Here is a 15,893-nt window from a genome sequence, read left to right on the forward strand (position 1 = left end):
CTCAACTCCCTTAATCAAATTTCAGCAACAAGTTTATTAACTATGTCACTGTGGGCTTCTGGATCTATCACGCGTTCAAGAATTTTCTCTGCACCAGCGATAGCTAGTAGAGCAACTTGCTTACGCAAATCATCTTTCACGCGATTACGTTCGTTTTCAATTTCTGCTTGACCCTGAGCGATAATTTTAGCTCGCTCAGTTTGCGCTTCAACTTTAGCTTCTTCAACGATTTGAGCCTTACGCTTATTAGCTTGCTCAATAATTTCGTTGGCAGTTACTTTTGCTTCTTTTAGTTGCTCAGTAGCTTTAATTTGTGCTAACTCTAGATCTTTTGCTGCACGGCCGGCATCAGCCAGACCATCAGCAATTTTCTTCTGGCGTTCTTCGATGGCATTCATCAACGGAGGCCATACAAACTTCATGCAAAACCACACGAAGAGAATAAAGGCAACCGTCTGACCGAATAGGGTAGCGTTGAAATTCACAACAGCCTCCTAGTTAGATTAAAGACAGAAGCGTTAGTTAAAGCATTGCACCCAATGGGTTAGTAAATAGCATAAATAGCGCAATACCTACACCAATCATAGTTACGGCATCTAGAAGACCCGCTACGATGAACATTTTAACTTGTAACATAGGCGCCATTTCTGGCTGACGAGCTGCACCTTCTAAAAACTTTCCACCTAAAAGGCCGAAACCAATAGCTGTTCCTAATGCACCCATACCAATGAGTAGAGCAACAGCAATTGCCGTCATTCCTAATACAGTTTCCATATCTATCTCCAATATTCTAAATCGTTGTTATTAATGATTTAGGTCAAAAAAATTTTCGGTTACCCTTAGTGATCTTCATGCGCCATGCTTAAATAAACAATGGTCAACATCATGAAAATAAATGCTTGTAAAGTAATAACTAAAATATGGAAAATTAACCAACCTAGTTGTAATCCTACACCTAGAGCAGATAACGCCACGTTAGAACCGTACATCAATGCAATAAGGATAAATATCAACTCACCAGCGTACAAGTTACCAAATAGTCGTAGAGCCAATGAAATCGGCTTCGCAACTAAAGTTACTGTTTCTAATAATAAGTTGACTGGTATCATTGCCCAATGGTTAAAAGGCTGAAATGTTAGTTCTTTAACAAAACCTGAAACACCTTTGACTTTAATGCTGTAATAAATAATCAGCACAAACACACCAAGAGCTAAGCTGAAGGTAATGTTAACGTCTGTAGTCGGGACAACTTTTAGGTATGGAACACCAGCTAATAAAGCCAGTGAAGGTAACCAATCGACTGGGATCATATCCATGAAGTTCATCATGAAAATCCAGACGAAAATTGTCAGAGCTAAAGGCGCAATAACAGGATTGCGGCCGTGAAAAGTTTCTTTCACACTGCTATCAACGAACTCAACAATCATCTCGACAAAACATTGAAATTTGCCAGGAACGCCTGTGGTCGCTTTTTTGCCGGCACGGTAAAACAGCCATAAGAACAACATTCCAAGCCCAACCGAAAAGAGCAACGAATCAATGTTCCAAGTCCAAAATCCTTCACCAACTGTTAGATTGGTAAGGTGATGTTGGATATAGCTCTGCTGTGTCATTTCTTCACCAGTTGCAGACATGATTCATCCCACTTAACTTTGCTTGAAATATAAAGGTGCTATCCAATGTACAACTAACACTAATGAGTAACAGGTAAAAAGCGGCATAAATCCAACTTTTATATTGATAAACACTAACGAAAATAATGCAATGGTTAATAGCATCTTTACCGCTTCCCCCCAGTAAAAGCTTTTAATCACTTTTGCTGCAGAGCTTGCCCCACTATGTGAGAAAGCTAGGGTTGCGAATACAAAATTAGGAAGTACAGCAATTACGCCACCTGCTAGCGCAGATAGGCCATACTGTGCTCCCCACATAACGAAAAATAGTGTTGAAATAATACACGCGACTGTCGCTTGTACCAGCACTAATTTATAGGCTGCTAACCTGCCACGACGCGCTAAAACATTACCCAACTTCATATCTCCGCATTATTGCCTTTCGCGGTCCTAATGTTAAATTTAATATATTAAACTAGCCTTAAGATTCAAAAAGCCTGCAAAGTATACCTTTTCGCGCTTTGTTTGCAACTTTGATGATAGTAAAACAACGATTTTACGCACGATTCAGCGCTAAATAATCAAAAACTAAAATTAGAGCTATGTCACAAACTTACTAATGAAATTGGTTTGTTGCACATTTCAGCGGATTTTACTTAAAATTCCGTCTAATTCAGCTAGATTCTGGTAATTTATTACAATTTTGCCTTTACCTTTACTGCCATGATTGATGGCAACCTTGGCACCGAGTCTTTCAATTAACTCTTGTTCTAAACGACTAACATCATGATCTTTAGCTGGTGTTTCGGCGTCTTTAGCCGGATTTAGGGCTTTATTAACTAATCGTTCAGTTTCTCGAACAGTCATTTCTTTTGAGGCCACTAATCGAGCTAAATTAGTCTGTTCATCGCCTTCTACCGCCAATAAAGCCCGCGCGTGGCCCATGTCGATATCACCATTTTCCAACAAACGTTTAACAGGCTCATTAAGGCTATTTAAACGCAATAAATTAGACACACTAACACGGGATTTACCAACTGCATCAGCCACTTGTTGATGGGTTAATTCAAATTCTTCTAATAATCGTTGCAAGGCAATGGCTTCTTCCATTGCATTTAAATCTTCACGTTGAATATTCTCAATTAGCGCGATAGCGACCGCAGCATCATCAGCCACTTGCTTTACAATACACGGTACTTTATCAAGTTTGGCTAGTTGAGCTGCACGCCAACGACGTTCACCGGCAATAATTTCATAATTAGTTGCAGATATTTTACGAATAATAATAGGTTGTATAACACCTTGAGCACGAATTGATTCAGCTAACTCTTCTAGTGCTTCTGGCGACATATCTTTACGTGGTTGATATTTACCTGGTTGTAATAAATCAAGATCAAGGTGTAGTAAGTCATTTAACGTTGCAGATTGCTGCTCTTCTACTTGATCATTTTTACGACTAGCAGTATTACTGTGGCTTAATAAGGCATCCAAGCCTTTACCTAAACCGCGTTTTTTTATGGTCATTTTTGTATCCTACGCTTGTTTTGGTTGAGTTTGCTGTTCTGCACGACGGATTATTTCACCTGCCAGGGCTAAATAGGCTTTAGCTCCGGCACTTGATTTGTCGTAATACATGGCAGGTGCACCAAAACTAGGTGCTTCAGCTAAACGAACATTTCGCGGTATGACAGTGCGATACACTTTCTCACCAAAATGCTGTTTGAGTTGATCAGATACATCATTAGATAAACGATTTCGCGGATCATACATAGTCCGCAAAATGCCTTCTATGCTTAATGTAGGGTTAACCATGGCGCCTAGCTTGGTAATAGTGTCAATTAACGCCGTTAAGCCTTCTAAGGCATAATATTCGCATTGCATTGGCACAAGTACAGAATCAGCAGCCGACATGGCATTTACAGTTAACATATTGAGTGATGGCGGGCAGTCAATAAAGATAAAGTCATAATCATCTTTGATCGGTGCTAATGCGTTGCGTAAACGGATCTCACGCGCATAAAATTCCATTAATTTAATTTCAGCAGCAGTGACATCACCATTACCCGCGATCAAATCATATTTACCTATGGTATTTTTAATGACTATTTCGGCAAAGGGTTTTTCTTCAACTAATAATTCATAAGCGGTGTTATCGACTTCATATTTATCGACACCACTGCCCATAGTCGCATTACCTTGAGGATCTAAATCGATCAACAACACTTTACGCTTTGTGGCGGCAAGTGATGCGGCTAAATTAACGCAAGTTGTTGTTTTTCCAACGCCACCTTTCTGGTTGGCTACGGCAATGATTTTACCCACAATGTCATCCTGTCTTAAAGTTATTGATGTCCGGTTAGCTTAATTAGCGAAAGAAATGCGAGTTATTGCTTAGCAATTTTTAATAAATGTCGCTGTTCATCTAACGTTGGTACATGCAATACAATGGTTTCTACCAACAAAAATCCTGTTGGCATATCTTGTAATTCTTGCTGATTTAACTGGCCTTTTAACGCATAAAAAGTGCCTTTCTCAGTCGGTAAATGATGACACCAACTGAGCATATCTTGAATAGATGCAAATGCTCGACTTAACACACCATCAAATTTAATCTCTGGGTTATAAGCTTCAACACGGCTTTCTACCGAGGTAATATTATTAATTTTTAATTCAAATTGAACCTGTTTTTGAAAACGGATCCGTTTACCTAAACTGTCTAACAACACAAACTGCTTATCTGGATTCATAATCGCTAATGGGATCCCGGGTAAACCAGGGCCAGTTCCCACATCGATAAAACGTTGTCCTTCAAGATAAGGAGAAACGGTTAAACTGTCCATAACATGACGGATTAACATTTGCTCAGGATCACGAACGGCGGTGAGATTATAAGCCTTATTCCATTTATCAAGCATTTCAACAAAACCTATTAATTGTTTTTGTTGTAATTCAGTGGCCGACATATTCATTTCAGCTAAATAGGTTTTAAGTTGGGCAGATAACACAGAAAGCCTCGTAGGTTGCATGATAAAGACGGCAGTTATTATGAAGCCGTAAAAGCACTAAGGGAAGCCTTATGGCTTCCCTTGTGGTATTGAGTTGAAAAAATAACTATATTTATGCGATTTTTCGCAATAAACCTCGTTTTTTCAAATGTACTAGCAAAATTGAGATCGCTGCAGGAGTAATGCCTGAGATCCGTGATGCTTGTCCAACAGTGTCAGGTTTATGATTATTGAGTTTTGCGATCACTTCATTTGATAAACCAGGCACTTCTTGATAATCCAGATCAAGTGGCAATAATGAGTTTTCATGACGGATAGCTTTATCAATTTCATCTTGCTGACGCTGAATGTAACCAGAGTACTTAACTTGAATTTGTACTTGTTCAGCTGCTTGTTGATCTTCAAGTCCAGGACCAAAACCCTCTAATGACATAAGCTTTGCATAATCCATTTCAGGACGGCGTAGCAAGTCTTCAAATGATGCTTCACGTGAAATAGGGGTGTTTAATTGTGGATTAAGTACCCCTAATAAAGCTGAATTTGGGTGAACCCATTGGCTGCGCAAGCGCTGAAGTTCTAATTCGATCGATTCTCTTTTGGCAATAAATGATTCCCATCGCTTATCATCAACTAAGCCTAATTCACGGCCTTTTTCAGTCAAACGTAAATCGGCATTATCTTCACGAAGTAATAAACGATATTCCGCACGGCTGGTAAACATGCGGTATGGTTCTTTTGTACCTAAGGTTGATAAATCGTCAACTAAAACACCTAAATAAGCTTCATCACGACGAGGACACCAAGCTGCTTTGCCTTGAACTTGCAGTGATGCATTCATTCCAGCAAGTAAACCTTGAGCTCCGGCCTCTTCATAACCAGTCGTACCGTTAATTTGACCAGCGAAATAAAGTCCTTCGATGGCTTTAGTTTCTAATGAGTTTTTAAGATCACGTGGATCAAAGTAATCATATTCAATAGCATAGCCAGGACGCATAATTTCAGCGTTTTCCATGCCTTTAATTGAACGGACTAAATTTAACTGTACGTCAAACGGTAAACTGGTTGATATACCGTTTGGATAAATTTCATTCGTGCTTAGGCCTTCAGGCTCAATAAATATCTGATGTGATGATTTATCTGCAAAACGGTGGATCTTGTCTTCGATAGACGGACAATAACGCGGTCCAATCCCTTCTATAACACCTGAATACATAGGGCTACGATCAAGTCCTCCACGAATAATGTCGTGGGTTTTCTCATTGGTATGAGTGATAAAACATGAAACTTGTCTTGGATGCTGACTAACATCACCAACAAATGACATTACTGGCAGTGGTGTGTCACCTTTTTGCTCAGTCATTTGTGTAAAATCAATGGTATTAGCATCGATACGTGGTGGTGTCCCAGTTTTTAAACGGCCAACACGGATATTTAATTCACGTAATCTATTCGCTAATGCAATTGCCGGTGGATCACCTGCGCGACCACCACTGTAATTCTGCATACCAATATGGATTTTACCACTTAAGAATGTACCCGTTGTTAACACAATTGCTGGTGCTTCGAAAGCTAAACCCATTTGTGTTACTACACCAACAACTTTATCGCTTTCAACAACTAGGTCATCAACAGCCTGTTGGAATATACGTAAATTAGGTTGGTTTTGTAATATATGTTGGATTTTTTGACGATAAAGCGCTCTGTCTGCCTGGGCACGTGTTGCACGAACGGCAGGACCTTTGCTTGAATTTAATGTTCTAAATTGAATACCTGCAAAGTCAGTGGCGGTTGCCATTGCTCCCCCTAAGGCGTCAATTTCTTTTACCAAGTGGCCTTTACCAATCCCGCCTATAGCAGGATTACAAGACATTTGGCCAAGTGTGTCGATGTTATGGGTCAACAATAATGTTTTTGAGCCCATTCTTGCAGCTGCAAGTGCTGCTTCAGTTCCGGCATGACCACCACCAACAACAATTACATCAAACCGTTCATGAAAATGCATTATCTGACCTTTGATAGCTAAGAAAGTTAAATTCGAATTTATTCTTTTTTCGATTGGATCATTTTAGCACTTGCTTGTCTGAACGTGAACGATCATTTTTCATTGATTGATCAAGATGCGGTTTGCTTAATAGATCTTAAGATCTTTATATAGATCTTTTTATTATGTTTATTATTAGGATCGGACTTTTCTGTTGATAACTTTTATTTCTGTTTAAAATCATACGGTAAAGTTAAAACTAACCTGTGATCTGATCGCGATCAAACTCAAGATAACATGGGGATAGATCGGGTAGTTATCCACAAGGGTGATCATTGAGCAGATCGGACTGTGAATAGTACAGAGTTATGATCGCTAAAAATAATAGCTTATCCACAAACTTATACTTATAAGTAATATATTGTGGATAAGTATGATCTAATCTGTGAGTTGATCACGATTTATGCAGACAATGATCGGATATCTATATGCTTAGATAAGATGTTGCCATTGCAATAACCACGCTAGAGCAGGTTCTTCTGGTATTGGGTCTCGTTGCACATCGATTTGGATCTTATCCACAATGGCTTTAGATCCATTTTGCAAAAGTAGTGCGGTTATTTTTTCTGGCCCTTGGCAGAAAGTATCGTAACTAGAGTCACCAATTGCACATAAAGCGAACTTTATATGGTTAAGATCGGGCACTTCGATCATTAATTGCTTATGAAATGGCACTATGTTGTCGGGAAGATCGCCTGCTCCATGAGTAGAACATACAAGGATCCACACTGAAAAATCTGCTAATTCATCTATATTAGGCTCAATAAATACCTTTGTTTGATGGTTTAACTCATCAAGTTGAGCTGCCATTTCATCGGCAACATATTCTGAACCGCCTAATGTTGTGCCTACTAATAATGCTACTTTTGCCATCTTGACTCCGAATTATTAAATTTATTCATCTATTTTACGCTTATTTTTCATTGCGCTGTGCGAGTAATATCAGTATTTTCTTAATTACTATTTAACAATAAAACAACAGGTTTTAATGAATCTTGCTGATATTACTAAACAGCTAGCTGACCTTGCATGGGGTCCTCACATGCTTATTTTACTCGTTGGCGGTGGCTTATTCTTCCTTATTTATTCTCGTTTTGTGCCTTTTAGGTACATAGGTCACGCTATTAATGTCGTGAGAGGTAAATATCCTGATGATGGCGCCGAAGGGCATATCAGCCATGCTGGGGCGTTATCCAGTGCTATGGCCGGTACCGTGGGAATGGGAAATATTGGTAGTGTTGCTGTGGCTATTATGGTCGGTGGTCCGGGAGCTATTTTCTGGATGTGGATCAGCGCTATTGTTGGTATGGCGACCAAGTTTTTTACTTGTACTTTGGCTATTATGTATCGTGGTAAAGATGAAAATGGTGATGTACAGGGTGGCCCTATGTACATTATTACTCAAGGGTTAACTAAAAAATGGCATTTTTTAGCGGTATTTTTCTGTGTTGTTGGCTTAATTGGTAATTTCCCGCTGTTTAACTCAAATCAATTAGTACAGATAATCCGCGAGTGGTTATTTGTTAAACCGGGTCATTTTCCGGCGGATCAATCGACTTTTTGGCTTGATTTGAGTTTAGGGATCGTTGTTATGGTGATAGTGGCAAGCGTTATTCTTGGTGGAATTAAGCGTATTGCGACCGTAGCATCTAAAGTTGTGCCGATGATGATCTTAATTTACATGAGTTGTGCCGCTTATGTGATTGTGTCAAATATTGAGCAAGTACCTGGCTATTTTAGTCTTATTTTCAGTGAAGCATTTTCGTTAAATTCGGTTGGCGGCGGAATTTTAGGGACAATGTTAATTGGTATTCGCCGAGCTGCATTTTCGAATGAGGCCGGAATTGGTACAGAGGTTATGGCTCATGGCAGTGCCAAAACTAATGAACCAGTAAAAGAAGGTTTAGTGGCCATGTTAGGCCCTGCTATTGATACATTATTAGTCTGCACTGCAACAGCGATGATTATTTTAATCTCGGGTGTGTGGCAAGGTACTGATGCTGAAGGGGTAAATTTATCGGCGCAGGCATTTGAAATTACGATGCCAGGTATTGGACCATATTTGCTTATTTTATGTGTGGTGTTTTTTAGTATTAGCACCATTTTTACTCAAGCATTTTATGGTGGCCAATGTTTTGCCTTTTTATTTGGTCGTAAACGTATTCGTTTTTATCAGTACTTTTATTTATTAGCTATTTTGTTTGCTGCGACAGCCAGCTTGCAAGAAATTGTTAATATTATTGATGCTGCTTATGCATTGATGGCGATACCGACGATGACGTCTGCTTTATTGTTAGCTCCTAAAGTTAGGGCTGCAGCAAAAGATTATTTCTCTCGGTTAGATGCTAATCGTTAACTGTAATGTATAAAAAAACGAGCCAAAATGGCTCGTTTTCATTTTTATTGATTCATTAAAACTATCAAATATTGTATTTTATTTAAGTGCTAAGTGCTAAGTGCTAAGTGCTAAGTGCTAAGTGCTTAGCATGAAAACGCAGATGGTCTTCAATAAACGTTGCGATAAAATAATAGCTGTGGTCATAACCTGGCTGCATTCTTAGTTCAAGCGGATAACCTTTGTCTTTAGCTACTTGAACTAAGGCTTGTGGTTTTAACTGCTCGTCTAAAAAGTTGTCATTACTGCCTTGATCCACCAGCGTGGGCACAAATTGTTGGCTATTGGCCATTAACTCGCAGCTATCGTATTGTTGCCATTGCTGCTGATCATCACCTAAATAACCACGGAATGCTTTGATGCCCCATGGGCAGTCCATTGGGTGACAAATCGGACTAAATGCTGACAGGCTGTTATATCTGTGCGGATTTTTTAATCCTATGGTTAACGCGCCATGTCCACCCATTGAGTGGCCGCTAATACTGCGTTGCTCTGTTACTGGGAAATGGGCTTCAATCAGTGCTGGCAATTCGTTTACCACGTAATCATACATTTGGTAATGCTGACTAAAGGGTGGTTTGGTGGCATTTAGATAGAAGCCTGCACCTAAACCAAAGTCATAAGCGCCGTCGGTATCATCTGCAACACCTTCACCTCGAGGGCTGGTATCGGGTGCGACAATAGCCATGCCTAACTCTGCTGCTATGCGTTGTGCACCTGCTTTTTGCATAAAGTTTTCATCAGTACAGGTGAGCCCTGACAACCAATATAAAACCGGCACTTTTTGGCTTTCGGCTTGTGGCGGTAAGTAAATAGCAAACCGCATGGTGCAATTAAGCATACTTGATTGATGACTGTATTGTTTATGCCAACCACCAAATGCTTTGGTACTGCTGATACTTTCAATGGTCATTATGTGTCCTTATTTGTCAGAAGGCAGCTAAGTCGTTTTACACTTAACTGCATCTGTCATGATAAATTAAGCGTTATTTGGCAAAGTGGATCACGCTGCGAATACTTTCACCTTTGTGCATTAAATCAAATGCATCGTTAATACCTTCAATACCCATGGTGTGAGTAATAAAGTGGTCAAGTTTAAATTCGCCTGCTAAGTATTGTTCAACAATACCTGGTAACTCGCTACGTCCTTTAACGCCACCAAATGCACTGCCACGCCATACGCGACCAGTAACTAATTGGAATGGACGGGTTGATATTTCTTGGCCTGCACCTGCTACACCAATAATGACGGACTCGCCCCAACCTTTATGACAGCACTCTAATGCACTGCGCATTACATTGACGTTACCAATACATTCAAATGAGAAATCGACACCACCGTCGGTCATTTCTACAATCACTTCTTGAATCGGCTTATCAAAGTTTTTAGGGTTAATGCAGTCTGTTGCCCCTAACTTTTTGGCAAGTTCGAATTTAGATTCGTTAAGGTCAATACCAATAATTCGGCTGGCGCCAGCCATGGTGGCACCAATAATTGCCGATAGACCAATACCGCCTAAACCAAAAATAGCGACAGTATCACCTTTTTGAACTTTAGCTGTTTTCAAGACAGCGCCCATACCGGTAGTCACACCACAGCCTAATAGACATACTTCTTCTAATGGCGCATCTTTACTGACTTTGGCTAATGATATTTCCGGTAATACTGTGTACTCAGAAAATGTTGAACAACCCATGTAGTGAAAAATTGGCTCACCATCTTTAAAGAAACGCGTGGTGCCGTCTGGCATTAACCCTTTACCTTGAGTTTCACGCACTGCGCTGCAAAGGTTGGTTTTACCAGAAGTACAGAATTTACATACTCCACATTCTGCTGTGTATAACGGAATAACATGATCGCCGACTTGTACGCTAGTAACGCCTTCACCGACCATGTGAACAATACCGCCGCCTTCATGACCAAGAATCGCCGGGAATACCCCTTCAGGATCATCACCTGAAAGCGTGAAAGCATCGGTATGACAAACGCCAGATGCCACAATACGTACCATGACTTCACCCGCTTTTGGGTACATTACGTCGACTTCTTCTACCGATAGTGGTTGGCCAGGTCCCCAAGCAATAGCGGCTTTGGATTTAATAAATTGTGCTGACATAAATGATTTCCTTAACATTAACGACCATGGTCAACATGGTTAAGTGGTTTTACTACAGTGTAGTGTATTTAGCCATTGTATTTGTTTATCATAGAATGATAATTAGCTTATTTTGCAAATGACTTTTACGAGAATGTAATAATGATGAAGTGGGAAGGCATTTTTGAATTTGTGGCTGTGGCCGAAACTGACAGTTTTACAGTGGCTGGCAAGCGTTTGAGTATTTCTACCGCGCAGGTGAGTCGACAAATTAGTCAGCTTGAAAACCGTTTAAACACCAAATTATTTTATCGCACCACCCGCAAAGTATCGTTAACCGAAGAAGGTACGGTTTATTATCAGCATTGTCGCCAAGTATTAAACAGTCTTGATGAAGCAGAACGTGCTATTTCAAGCTTAAAAGATAAGCCTCAAGGACTGATTAGAATTACTGCACCAGTGACTTACGGTGAAAAGTTTATCATGCCGATAGTCATTGATTTTATGCAGCAATATCCTGACATTGAAGTGATTTGTGAGCTGACTAATCAGCAACTTGACTTGGTGGATGGTGGTTATGATTTGGCTATTAGGTTAGGGCGGTTAACAAATTCAACCATGATGGCAAAGCGGCTTACGAGTCGCAGCCAATATGTGTGCGCAGCCCCGAGTTATATCGCTAAATTCGGTACGCCTTATGCATTATCAGAGTTGAGCCAGCACAATTGTTTAATTGGCAGTCAGTCTCATTGGCATTTTGTTGAGCAAGGTAAACCCAAGACGGTAAAAGTGCATGGATCTTTAGCCTGTAGTAGTGGTTTAAGTTTATTAAATGCGGCTATTTGTGGTTTGGGGATTGTGCAGTTACCGGGATATTACGTCAATGATGCTATTACTGAAGGGGAGTTAGTGGTATTGCTGGCACCTTTTCAACAACCTAAAGAAGGTATTTGGGCTTTGTATCCGCATAATCGCCATTTATCACCCAAAGTGAGATTGCTGGTCGATAAGTTATCGCAAGAGTTGTAACTAGCTCATCGTTCGCAAATAACGCGCAATTTGCGCTTTTGGTAGGCTGGATATTTTATTGATCATATCAATGGTAATCGCTTGCTTGGGCAGCTGTAGTTGTAATAGATCTATTTGATGTAACCATAAATGGCTGGTCATGGTGGCATCGGCTAAAGCGCGGTGAAACACACCATCGTTAGGTAACTGGTGATGATCTACAAGCGTGCCAAGCTTATGGTTGGGGGCATCTTGGCTTATCCGCCTTGATAATAATAACGAGCAAGCAAACTGACCAGTGTAATACAGTTTGCTATGGCTAAACTCAGCATCGAGAAACTTTTTATCAAAGCTGGCATTGTGTGCCACCAAATTAAAACCATCAATAAACTTAGCAAACTGCCCCATGACTTGTTTGGACGCAGGGGCATGTTTAAGCATATCGTTACTAATACCAGTGTATTGCTCAATAAAACTATTGACTCGCCGACCAGGATTAATCAATTCCTGAAAAGTATCGACTATTTGACCATTAACTAACTTAACCGCACCAATTTCTATGGCTCGGTCACCGTTATCTGGTGATAATCCTGTGGTTTCAAAGTCGAGTATCACGACGTGATTGGCGAGTTTCATCAATTTACACCTATTTACCGATACACTATTTACCAATACAGAATGAGCCAAAAATCTTGCCCAATAGATCATCTGAGGTGAATTTACCGGTGATCTCAGATAAGGCCATTTGTGTCATGCGCAGTTCTTCTGCCAGTAACTCTCCAGCTAAATACACTTCAAGTTGTTCTTTACCCAGTTGTAAATGATTTGCAGCAAGATCGAGTGCTTCTAAATGGCGGCGGCGGGCAATAAAGCCACCTTCTAAGTTACTTTGGTAACCCATTAATGATTTGAGGTGTTGCTTTAACTCATCAACCCCTAAACCTGTTTTAGCTGATATCCTATAAACGCTGTAACCTTGCTCTTCGGTGTTATTTAAGGTTTCACCGGTTAGGTCAGCTTTATTACGTATCACTGTCACTCCCAGCTTTGCTGGTAGACGGTCGATAAAGTCAGGCCAAATTTCGTGCGGATCTATGGCGTCAGTTGTGGTGCCATCGACCATAAACAAGACTCTATCGGCACTGGCTATTTCTGCCCATGCGCGTTCTATGCCGATTTGTTCAACAGTGTCTAGAGTGTCTCGTAACCCTGCCGTATCGATAATGTGCAGCGGCATACCGTCTAAGTGGATGTGCTCGCGCAATACGTCACGAGTTGTGCCTGCTATTTCAGTCACAATTGCCGATTCTTTACCGGCTAATGCATTGAGTAAGCTTGATTTACCAGCATTAGGACGGCCGGCAATCACAACTTTCATTCCTTCACGGATGATTGAACCTTGTTTGGCGCTGGCTTGCACTGTGTCTAGCTTATCGATGATTTTATATAAGGCGTTGGCAATTTTACCATCGGATAGAAAGTCGACTTCCTCATCGGGGAAATCAATCGCGGCTTCCACATATAAACGCAGGTTGGTGACTTGGTCGACAAGCTCATGAACTTCTTTTGAGAATTCACCTTGTAGTGATTGCAAGGCACTTTTTGCTGCTTGTTCACTGGTGGCGTCAATTAAGTCAGCAATCGCTTCTGCTTGAGTTAAGTCGAGTTTATCGTTCATAAAGGCTTGTTCGCTAAATTCACCTGGTCTAGCAATACGAATACCGTCTATTTCCATCACTCGCTTAATTAGCATGTCGAGTACTATTTGACCGCCATGGCCTTGCAGTTCTAGGACATCTTCGCCGGTAAATGAATTTGGTCCTTTAAAAAATAGTGCAATCCCTTGATCAATCACCTGACCGTCAGCATTGTTAAAGTCACAATATTCTGCGTAACGCGTTTTGGGTATGTGGCCAATAATCGCTGTCGCGACATTAGTGGCTAAATCACCAGAAATACGAATGATGCCTACGCCACCTCGTCCAGGGGCGGTGGCTTGTGCCACAATAGTGTCTGTTGTCACGGTATTACCTATAAAATTGATAAAGGAAAAGGCGGCTAATCAGCCGCCTTTTTAATCAGTTATACAACATTGAGCTTAGGCTTATTTTATGCCATTTTTCTCAAGGCCAGCATAAATAATTTTCTGCTGTGTGATTGCAACTAAGTTACCCACTAGCCAGTAAAGTACTAGACCTGCTGGGAACCATAAGAAGAATACGGTAAAGATTACTGGCATCCACTGCATCATTTTTACTTGCATTGGATCCATTGTTGGCGCTACCGGTTGCATTTTCTGCATCAAGAACATTGATAAGCCCATTAACAATGGCAATACATAGTATGGATCTTGGACCGATAAATCATTAATCCAAAGCATGAATGGCGCGTGGCGTAATTCATAGCTTTCTAGTAGCACCCAATATAGTGCAATGAAGATTGGCATTTGTAATAGAATAGGTAAGCAACCGCCCATAGGGTTTACTTTCTCTTTCTTATACAGCTCCATCATAGCTTGACCCATCTTTTGACGGTCATCACCAAAGCGTTCTTTCATCTCTGCCAATTTAGGCTGTAGATTACGCATTTTGGCCATAGAGGTATATTGCTTTTTAGTCAGCGGATATAGACCACCACGGACGGTGAGAGTGATCAAAATAATAGCCACACCCCAATTGCCCACAAATGATTGATAGAACATCAATAACCAATGGATTGGAATCGCTAACCACCATAAGAAACCGTAATCAACAACCAAGTTTAAGGTTTCAGAAATAGCTGAAAGCTCTTTTTGGTTTTTAGGGCCAACATAAAACTGTGAGCTAATTTCTTGAGTTGCGCCAGGAGCAATATCATATACCGCACCACGGAAACCAATATTAGCCATTCCACCAGCACTCATACTTGAGAAAATGGTGTTTGAATCTGTTGCTGGCGGCACCCAAGCTGACACAAAGTAATGTTGTAGCATTGCTGCCCAACCACCCTGTGTTACTTTAGCAAGATTTTTGTCAGCCATATCGTCAAAGTTATATTTCTCATAACGAGTATCTTGAGCCGAGAAAGCACCACCACGATAGGTTGGCATCATCATGCTGCTTTCAGATTCTTTAATCGTTTGCTTAATTTGACCATACATTTGCACTTGTAACGGTGCAGCCGAAGTATTGTTGATGCTGTAATCTACGCCGACATCATATTGACCACGGGTGAACGTAAAGGTTTTTACGTAGGTGACACCGTTGTCTGCTGTATAAGTAAATGGCACGGTTAATGTGTCTTTACCTTCAGCTAAAGAATATGAATTGGTTTGAACACTATAAGCAGCTCGACCATTGGCACTACTATCAATACCATCACGACCAATAAGTCCGCTTTGGGCGATATAAGTGAAATTGTTCTTTTGTTCTAAAATGACAAATGGGTCACTACTGTCAATTTCGCGTTTATGTTCCACTAATGCGGCATAAACTATGTCACCACCAATCGGGCTGATTTTAATATCAAGCTGATCAGTTTTAACGCTAATAAGGTTTTTATTTGCAGGTAATTCTATTGGTTCCCCAGAGATATCTGCTTCTGGAACGTCAGCACTGTGTTGTGAGGCGGCGTTAGTTTGGGTAACAGTTTGAGCTGTTGCCGGTTTTGGTGCTTTATCTGTTTGCCATTGTTGCCACATTAAAAAGCTGACAAACAGCAGACCGATTAGCAATATATTGCGTTGAGATTCCATAG

Annotated in this window: 16 protein-coding genes; 2 read left to right on the forward strand and 14 right to left on the reverse strand. The window is 40.6% G+C overall.

All coding sequences use genetic code 11. From position 1 onward, the window contains the following. Positions 1 to 14: 14 nt before the first annotated feature. The 9 genes from atpF to mioC form a co-directional block, all read right to left on the reverse strand. Complete coding sequence (atpF, locus tag CXF88_RS13495; protein ID WP_101087350.1) at positions 15 to 485, reverse strand: F0F1 ATP synthase subunit B; 471 nt, start codon at positions 483 to 485, stop codon at positions 15 to 17. A 37-nt stretch (positions 486 to 522) separates the two neighbouring features. Beyond that, positions 523 to 774 (reverse strand): F0F1 ATP synthase subunit C, encoded by a 252-nt coding sequence (gene atpE / locus CXF88_RS13500; protein ID WP_011639455.1) that lies wholly within the window; start codon positions 772 to 774, stop codon positions 523 to 525. Positions 775 to 839: 65 nt separating this feature from the next. Continuing rightward, positions 840 to 1,634, reverse strand: a complete 795-nt coding sequence (atpB, locus tag CXF88_RS13505; RefSeq protein WP_101087351.1) for a F0F1 ATP synthase subunit A — start codon at positions 1,632 to 1,634, stop codon at positions 840 to 842. A gap of 12 nt (positions 1,635 to 1,646) precedes the next feature. Beyond that, positions 1,647 to 2,030 carry an ATP synthase subunit I gene (locus CXF88_RS13510; RefSeq protein ID WP_101087392.1) on the reverse strand — a complete coding sequence of 128 codons (384 nt, stop codon included), beginning with the start codon at positions 2,028 to 2,030 and terminating at the stop codon, positions 1,647 to 1,649. Between the two features lie 225 nt (positions 2,031 to 2,255). Beyond that, positions 2,256 to 3,137 (reverse strand): ParB/RepB/Spo0J family partition protein, encoded by an 882-nt coding sequence (locus tag CXF88_RS13515; protein WP_101087352.1) that lies wholly within the window; start codon positions 3,135 to 3,137, stop codon positions 2,256 to 2,258. 9 nt (positions 3,138 to 3,146) lie between these two features. After that, the gene (locus CXF88_RS13520) at positions 3,147 to 3,935 is read right to left on the reverse strand and encodes a ParA family protein (protein WP_101087353.1); all 789 of its coding nucleotides are present in this window, start codon (positions 3,933 to 3,935) and stop codon (positions 3,147 to 3,149) included. 62 nt (positions 3,936 to 3,997) lie between these two features. Next, the gene (gene rsmG, locus CXF88_RS13525; protein WP_101087354.1) at positions 3,998 to 4,618 is read right to left on the reverse strand and encodes a 16S rRNA (guanine(527)-N(7))-methyltransferase RsmG; all 621 of its coding nucleotides are present in this window, start codon (positions 4,616 to 4,618) and stop codon (positions 3,998 to 4,000) included. Between the two features lie 112 nt (positions 4,619 to 4,730). After that, a complete protein-coding gene (gene mnmG / locus CXF88_RS13530) occupies positions 4,731 to 6,620 on the reverse strand; it encodes a tRNA uridine-5-carboxymethylaminomethyl(34) synthesis enzyme MnmG (protein WP_101087355.1) in 1,890 nt (629 codons plus the stop codon). A 471-nt stretch (positions 6,621 to 7,091) separates the two neighbouring features. Continuing rightward, positions 7,092 to 7,532 (reverse strand): FMN-binding protein MioC, encoded by a 441-nt coding sequence (gene mioC / locus CXF88_RS13535; protein ID WP_101087356.1) that lies wholly within the window; start codon positions 7,530 to 7,532, stop codon positions 7,092 to 7,094. Between the two features lie 169 nt (positions 7,533 to 7,701). Between mioC and CXF88_RS13540 the strand changes: the two genes are divergently transcribed. After that, positions 7,702 to 9,015 (forward strand): alanine/glycine:cation symporter family protein, encoded by a 1,314-nt coding sequence (locus tag CXF88_RS13540; protein ID WP_242445161.1) that lies wholly within the window; start codon positions 7,702 to 7,704, stop codon positions 9,013 to 9,015. A gap of 103 nt (positions 9,016 to 9,118) precedes the next feature. Here the strand turns inward: CXF88_RS13540 and fghA are convergent, their stop codons facing one another. Next, complete coding sequence (gene fghA, locus CXF88_RS13545; RefSeq protein WP_101087358.1) at positions 9,119 to 9,967, reverse strand: S-formylglutathione hydrolase; 849 nt, start codon at positions 9,965 to 9,967, stop codon at positions 9,119 to 9,121. A 73-nt stretch (positions 9,968 to 10,040) separates the two neighbouring features. Continuing rightward, the gene (locus tag CXF88_RS13550; protein ID WP_011639464.1) at positions 10,041 to 11,171 is read right to left on the reverse strand and encodes an S-(hydroxymethyl)glutathione dehydrogenase/class III alcohol dehydrogenase; all 1,131 of its coding nucleotides are present in this window, start codon (positions 11,169 to 11,171) and stop codon (positions 10,041 to 10,043) included. Positions 11,172 to 11,312: 141 nt separating this feature from the next. On the opposite strand from CXF88_RS13550, the gene CXF88_RS13555 reads away from it, so the two are divergent. Then, positions 11,313 to 12,179 (forward strand): LysR substrate-binding domain-containing protein, encoded by an 867-nt coding sequence (locus CXF88_RS13555; RefSeq protein WP_101087359.1) that lies wholly within the window; start codon positions 11,313 to 11,315, stop codon positions 12,177 to 12,179. Here the strand turns inward: CXF88_RS13555 and CXF88_RS13560 are convergent, their stop codons facing one another. The 3 genes from CXF88_RS13560 to yidC form a co-directional block, all read right to left on the reverse strand. After that, complete coding sequence (locus CXF88_RS13560; RefSeq protein ID WP_101087360.1) at positions 12,180 to 12,794, reverse strand: 3'-5' exonuclease; 615 nt, start codon at positions 12,792 to 12,794, stop codon at positions 12,180 to 12,182. A gap of 25 nt (positions 12,795 to 12,819) precedes the next feature. Beyond that, positions 12,820 to 14,181: a tRNA uridine-5-carboxymethylaminomethyl(34) synthesis GTPase MnmE gene (gene mnmE / locus CXF88_RS13565; protein ID WP_101087361.1), complete on the reverse strand. Its 1,362-nt coding sequence runs from the start codon at positions 14,179 to 14,181 to the stop codon at positions 12,820 to 12,822. 81 nt (positions 14,182 to 14,262) lie between these two features. After that, complete coding sequence (yidC, locus tag CXF88_RS13570; RefSeq protein WP_101087362.1) at positions 14,263 to 15,891, reverse strand: membrane protein insertase YidC; 1,629 nt, start codon at positions 15,889 to 15,891, stop codon at positions 14,263 to 14,265. Positions 15,892 to 15,893: the final 2 nt, after the last annotated feature.

This window comes from Shewanella sp. ALD9, assembly GCF_002836315.1.
Classification (GTDB): Bacteria; Pseudomonadota; Gammaproteobacteria; order Enterobacterales; family Shewanellaceae; genus Shewanella.

Coding starts and splice junctions, on each gene's coding strand:
- mnmG (WP_101087355.1), bottom strand. CDS start 6,620: ATGCATTTTCATGAACGGTTTGATGTAATTGTTGTTGGTGGTGGTCAT.
- fghA (WP_101087358.1), bottom strand. CDS start 9,967: ATGACCATTGAAAGTATCAGCAGTACCAAAGCATTTGGTGGTTGGCAT.
- CXF88_RS13515 (WP_101087352.1), bottom strand. CDS start 3,137: ATGACCATAAAAAAACGCGGTTTAGGTAAAGGCTTGGATGCCTTATTA.
- CXF88_RS13555 (WP_101087359.1), top strand. CDS start 11,313: ATGATGAAGTGGGAAGGCATTTTTGAATTTGTGGCTGTGGCCGAAACT.
- CXF88_RS13550 (WP_011639464.1), bottom strand. CDS start 11,171: ATGTCAGCACAATTTATTAAATCCAAAGCCGCTATTGCTTGGGGACCT.
- atpB (WP_101087351.1), bottom strand. CDS start 1,634: ATGTCTGCAACTGGTGAAGAAATGACACAGCAGAGCTATATCCAACAT.
- CXF88_RS13560 (WP_101087360.1), bottom strand. CDS start 12,794: ATGAAACTCGCCAATCACGTCGTGATACTCGACTTTGAAACCACAGGA.
- mioC (WP_101087356.1), bottom strand. CDS start 7,532: ATGGCAAAAGTAGCATTATTAGTAGGCACAACATTAGGCGGTTCAGAA.
- CXF88_RS13540 (WP_242445161.1), top strand. CDS start 7,702: ATGCTTATTTTACTCGTTGGCGGTGGCTTATTCTTCCTTATTTATTCT.
- yidC (WP_101087362.1), bottom strand. CDS start 15,891: ATGGAATCTCAACGCAATATATTGCTAATCGGTCTGCTGTTTGTCAGC.
- atpE (WP_011639455.1), bottom strand. CDS start 774: ATGGAAACTGTATTAGGAATGACGGCAATTGCTGTTGCTCTACTCATT.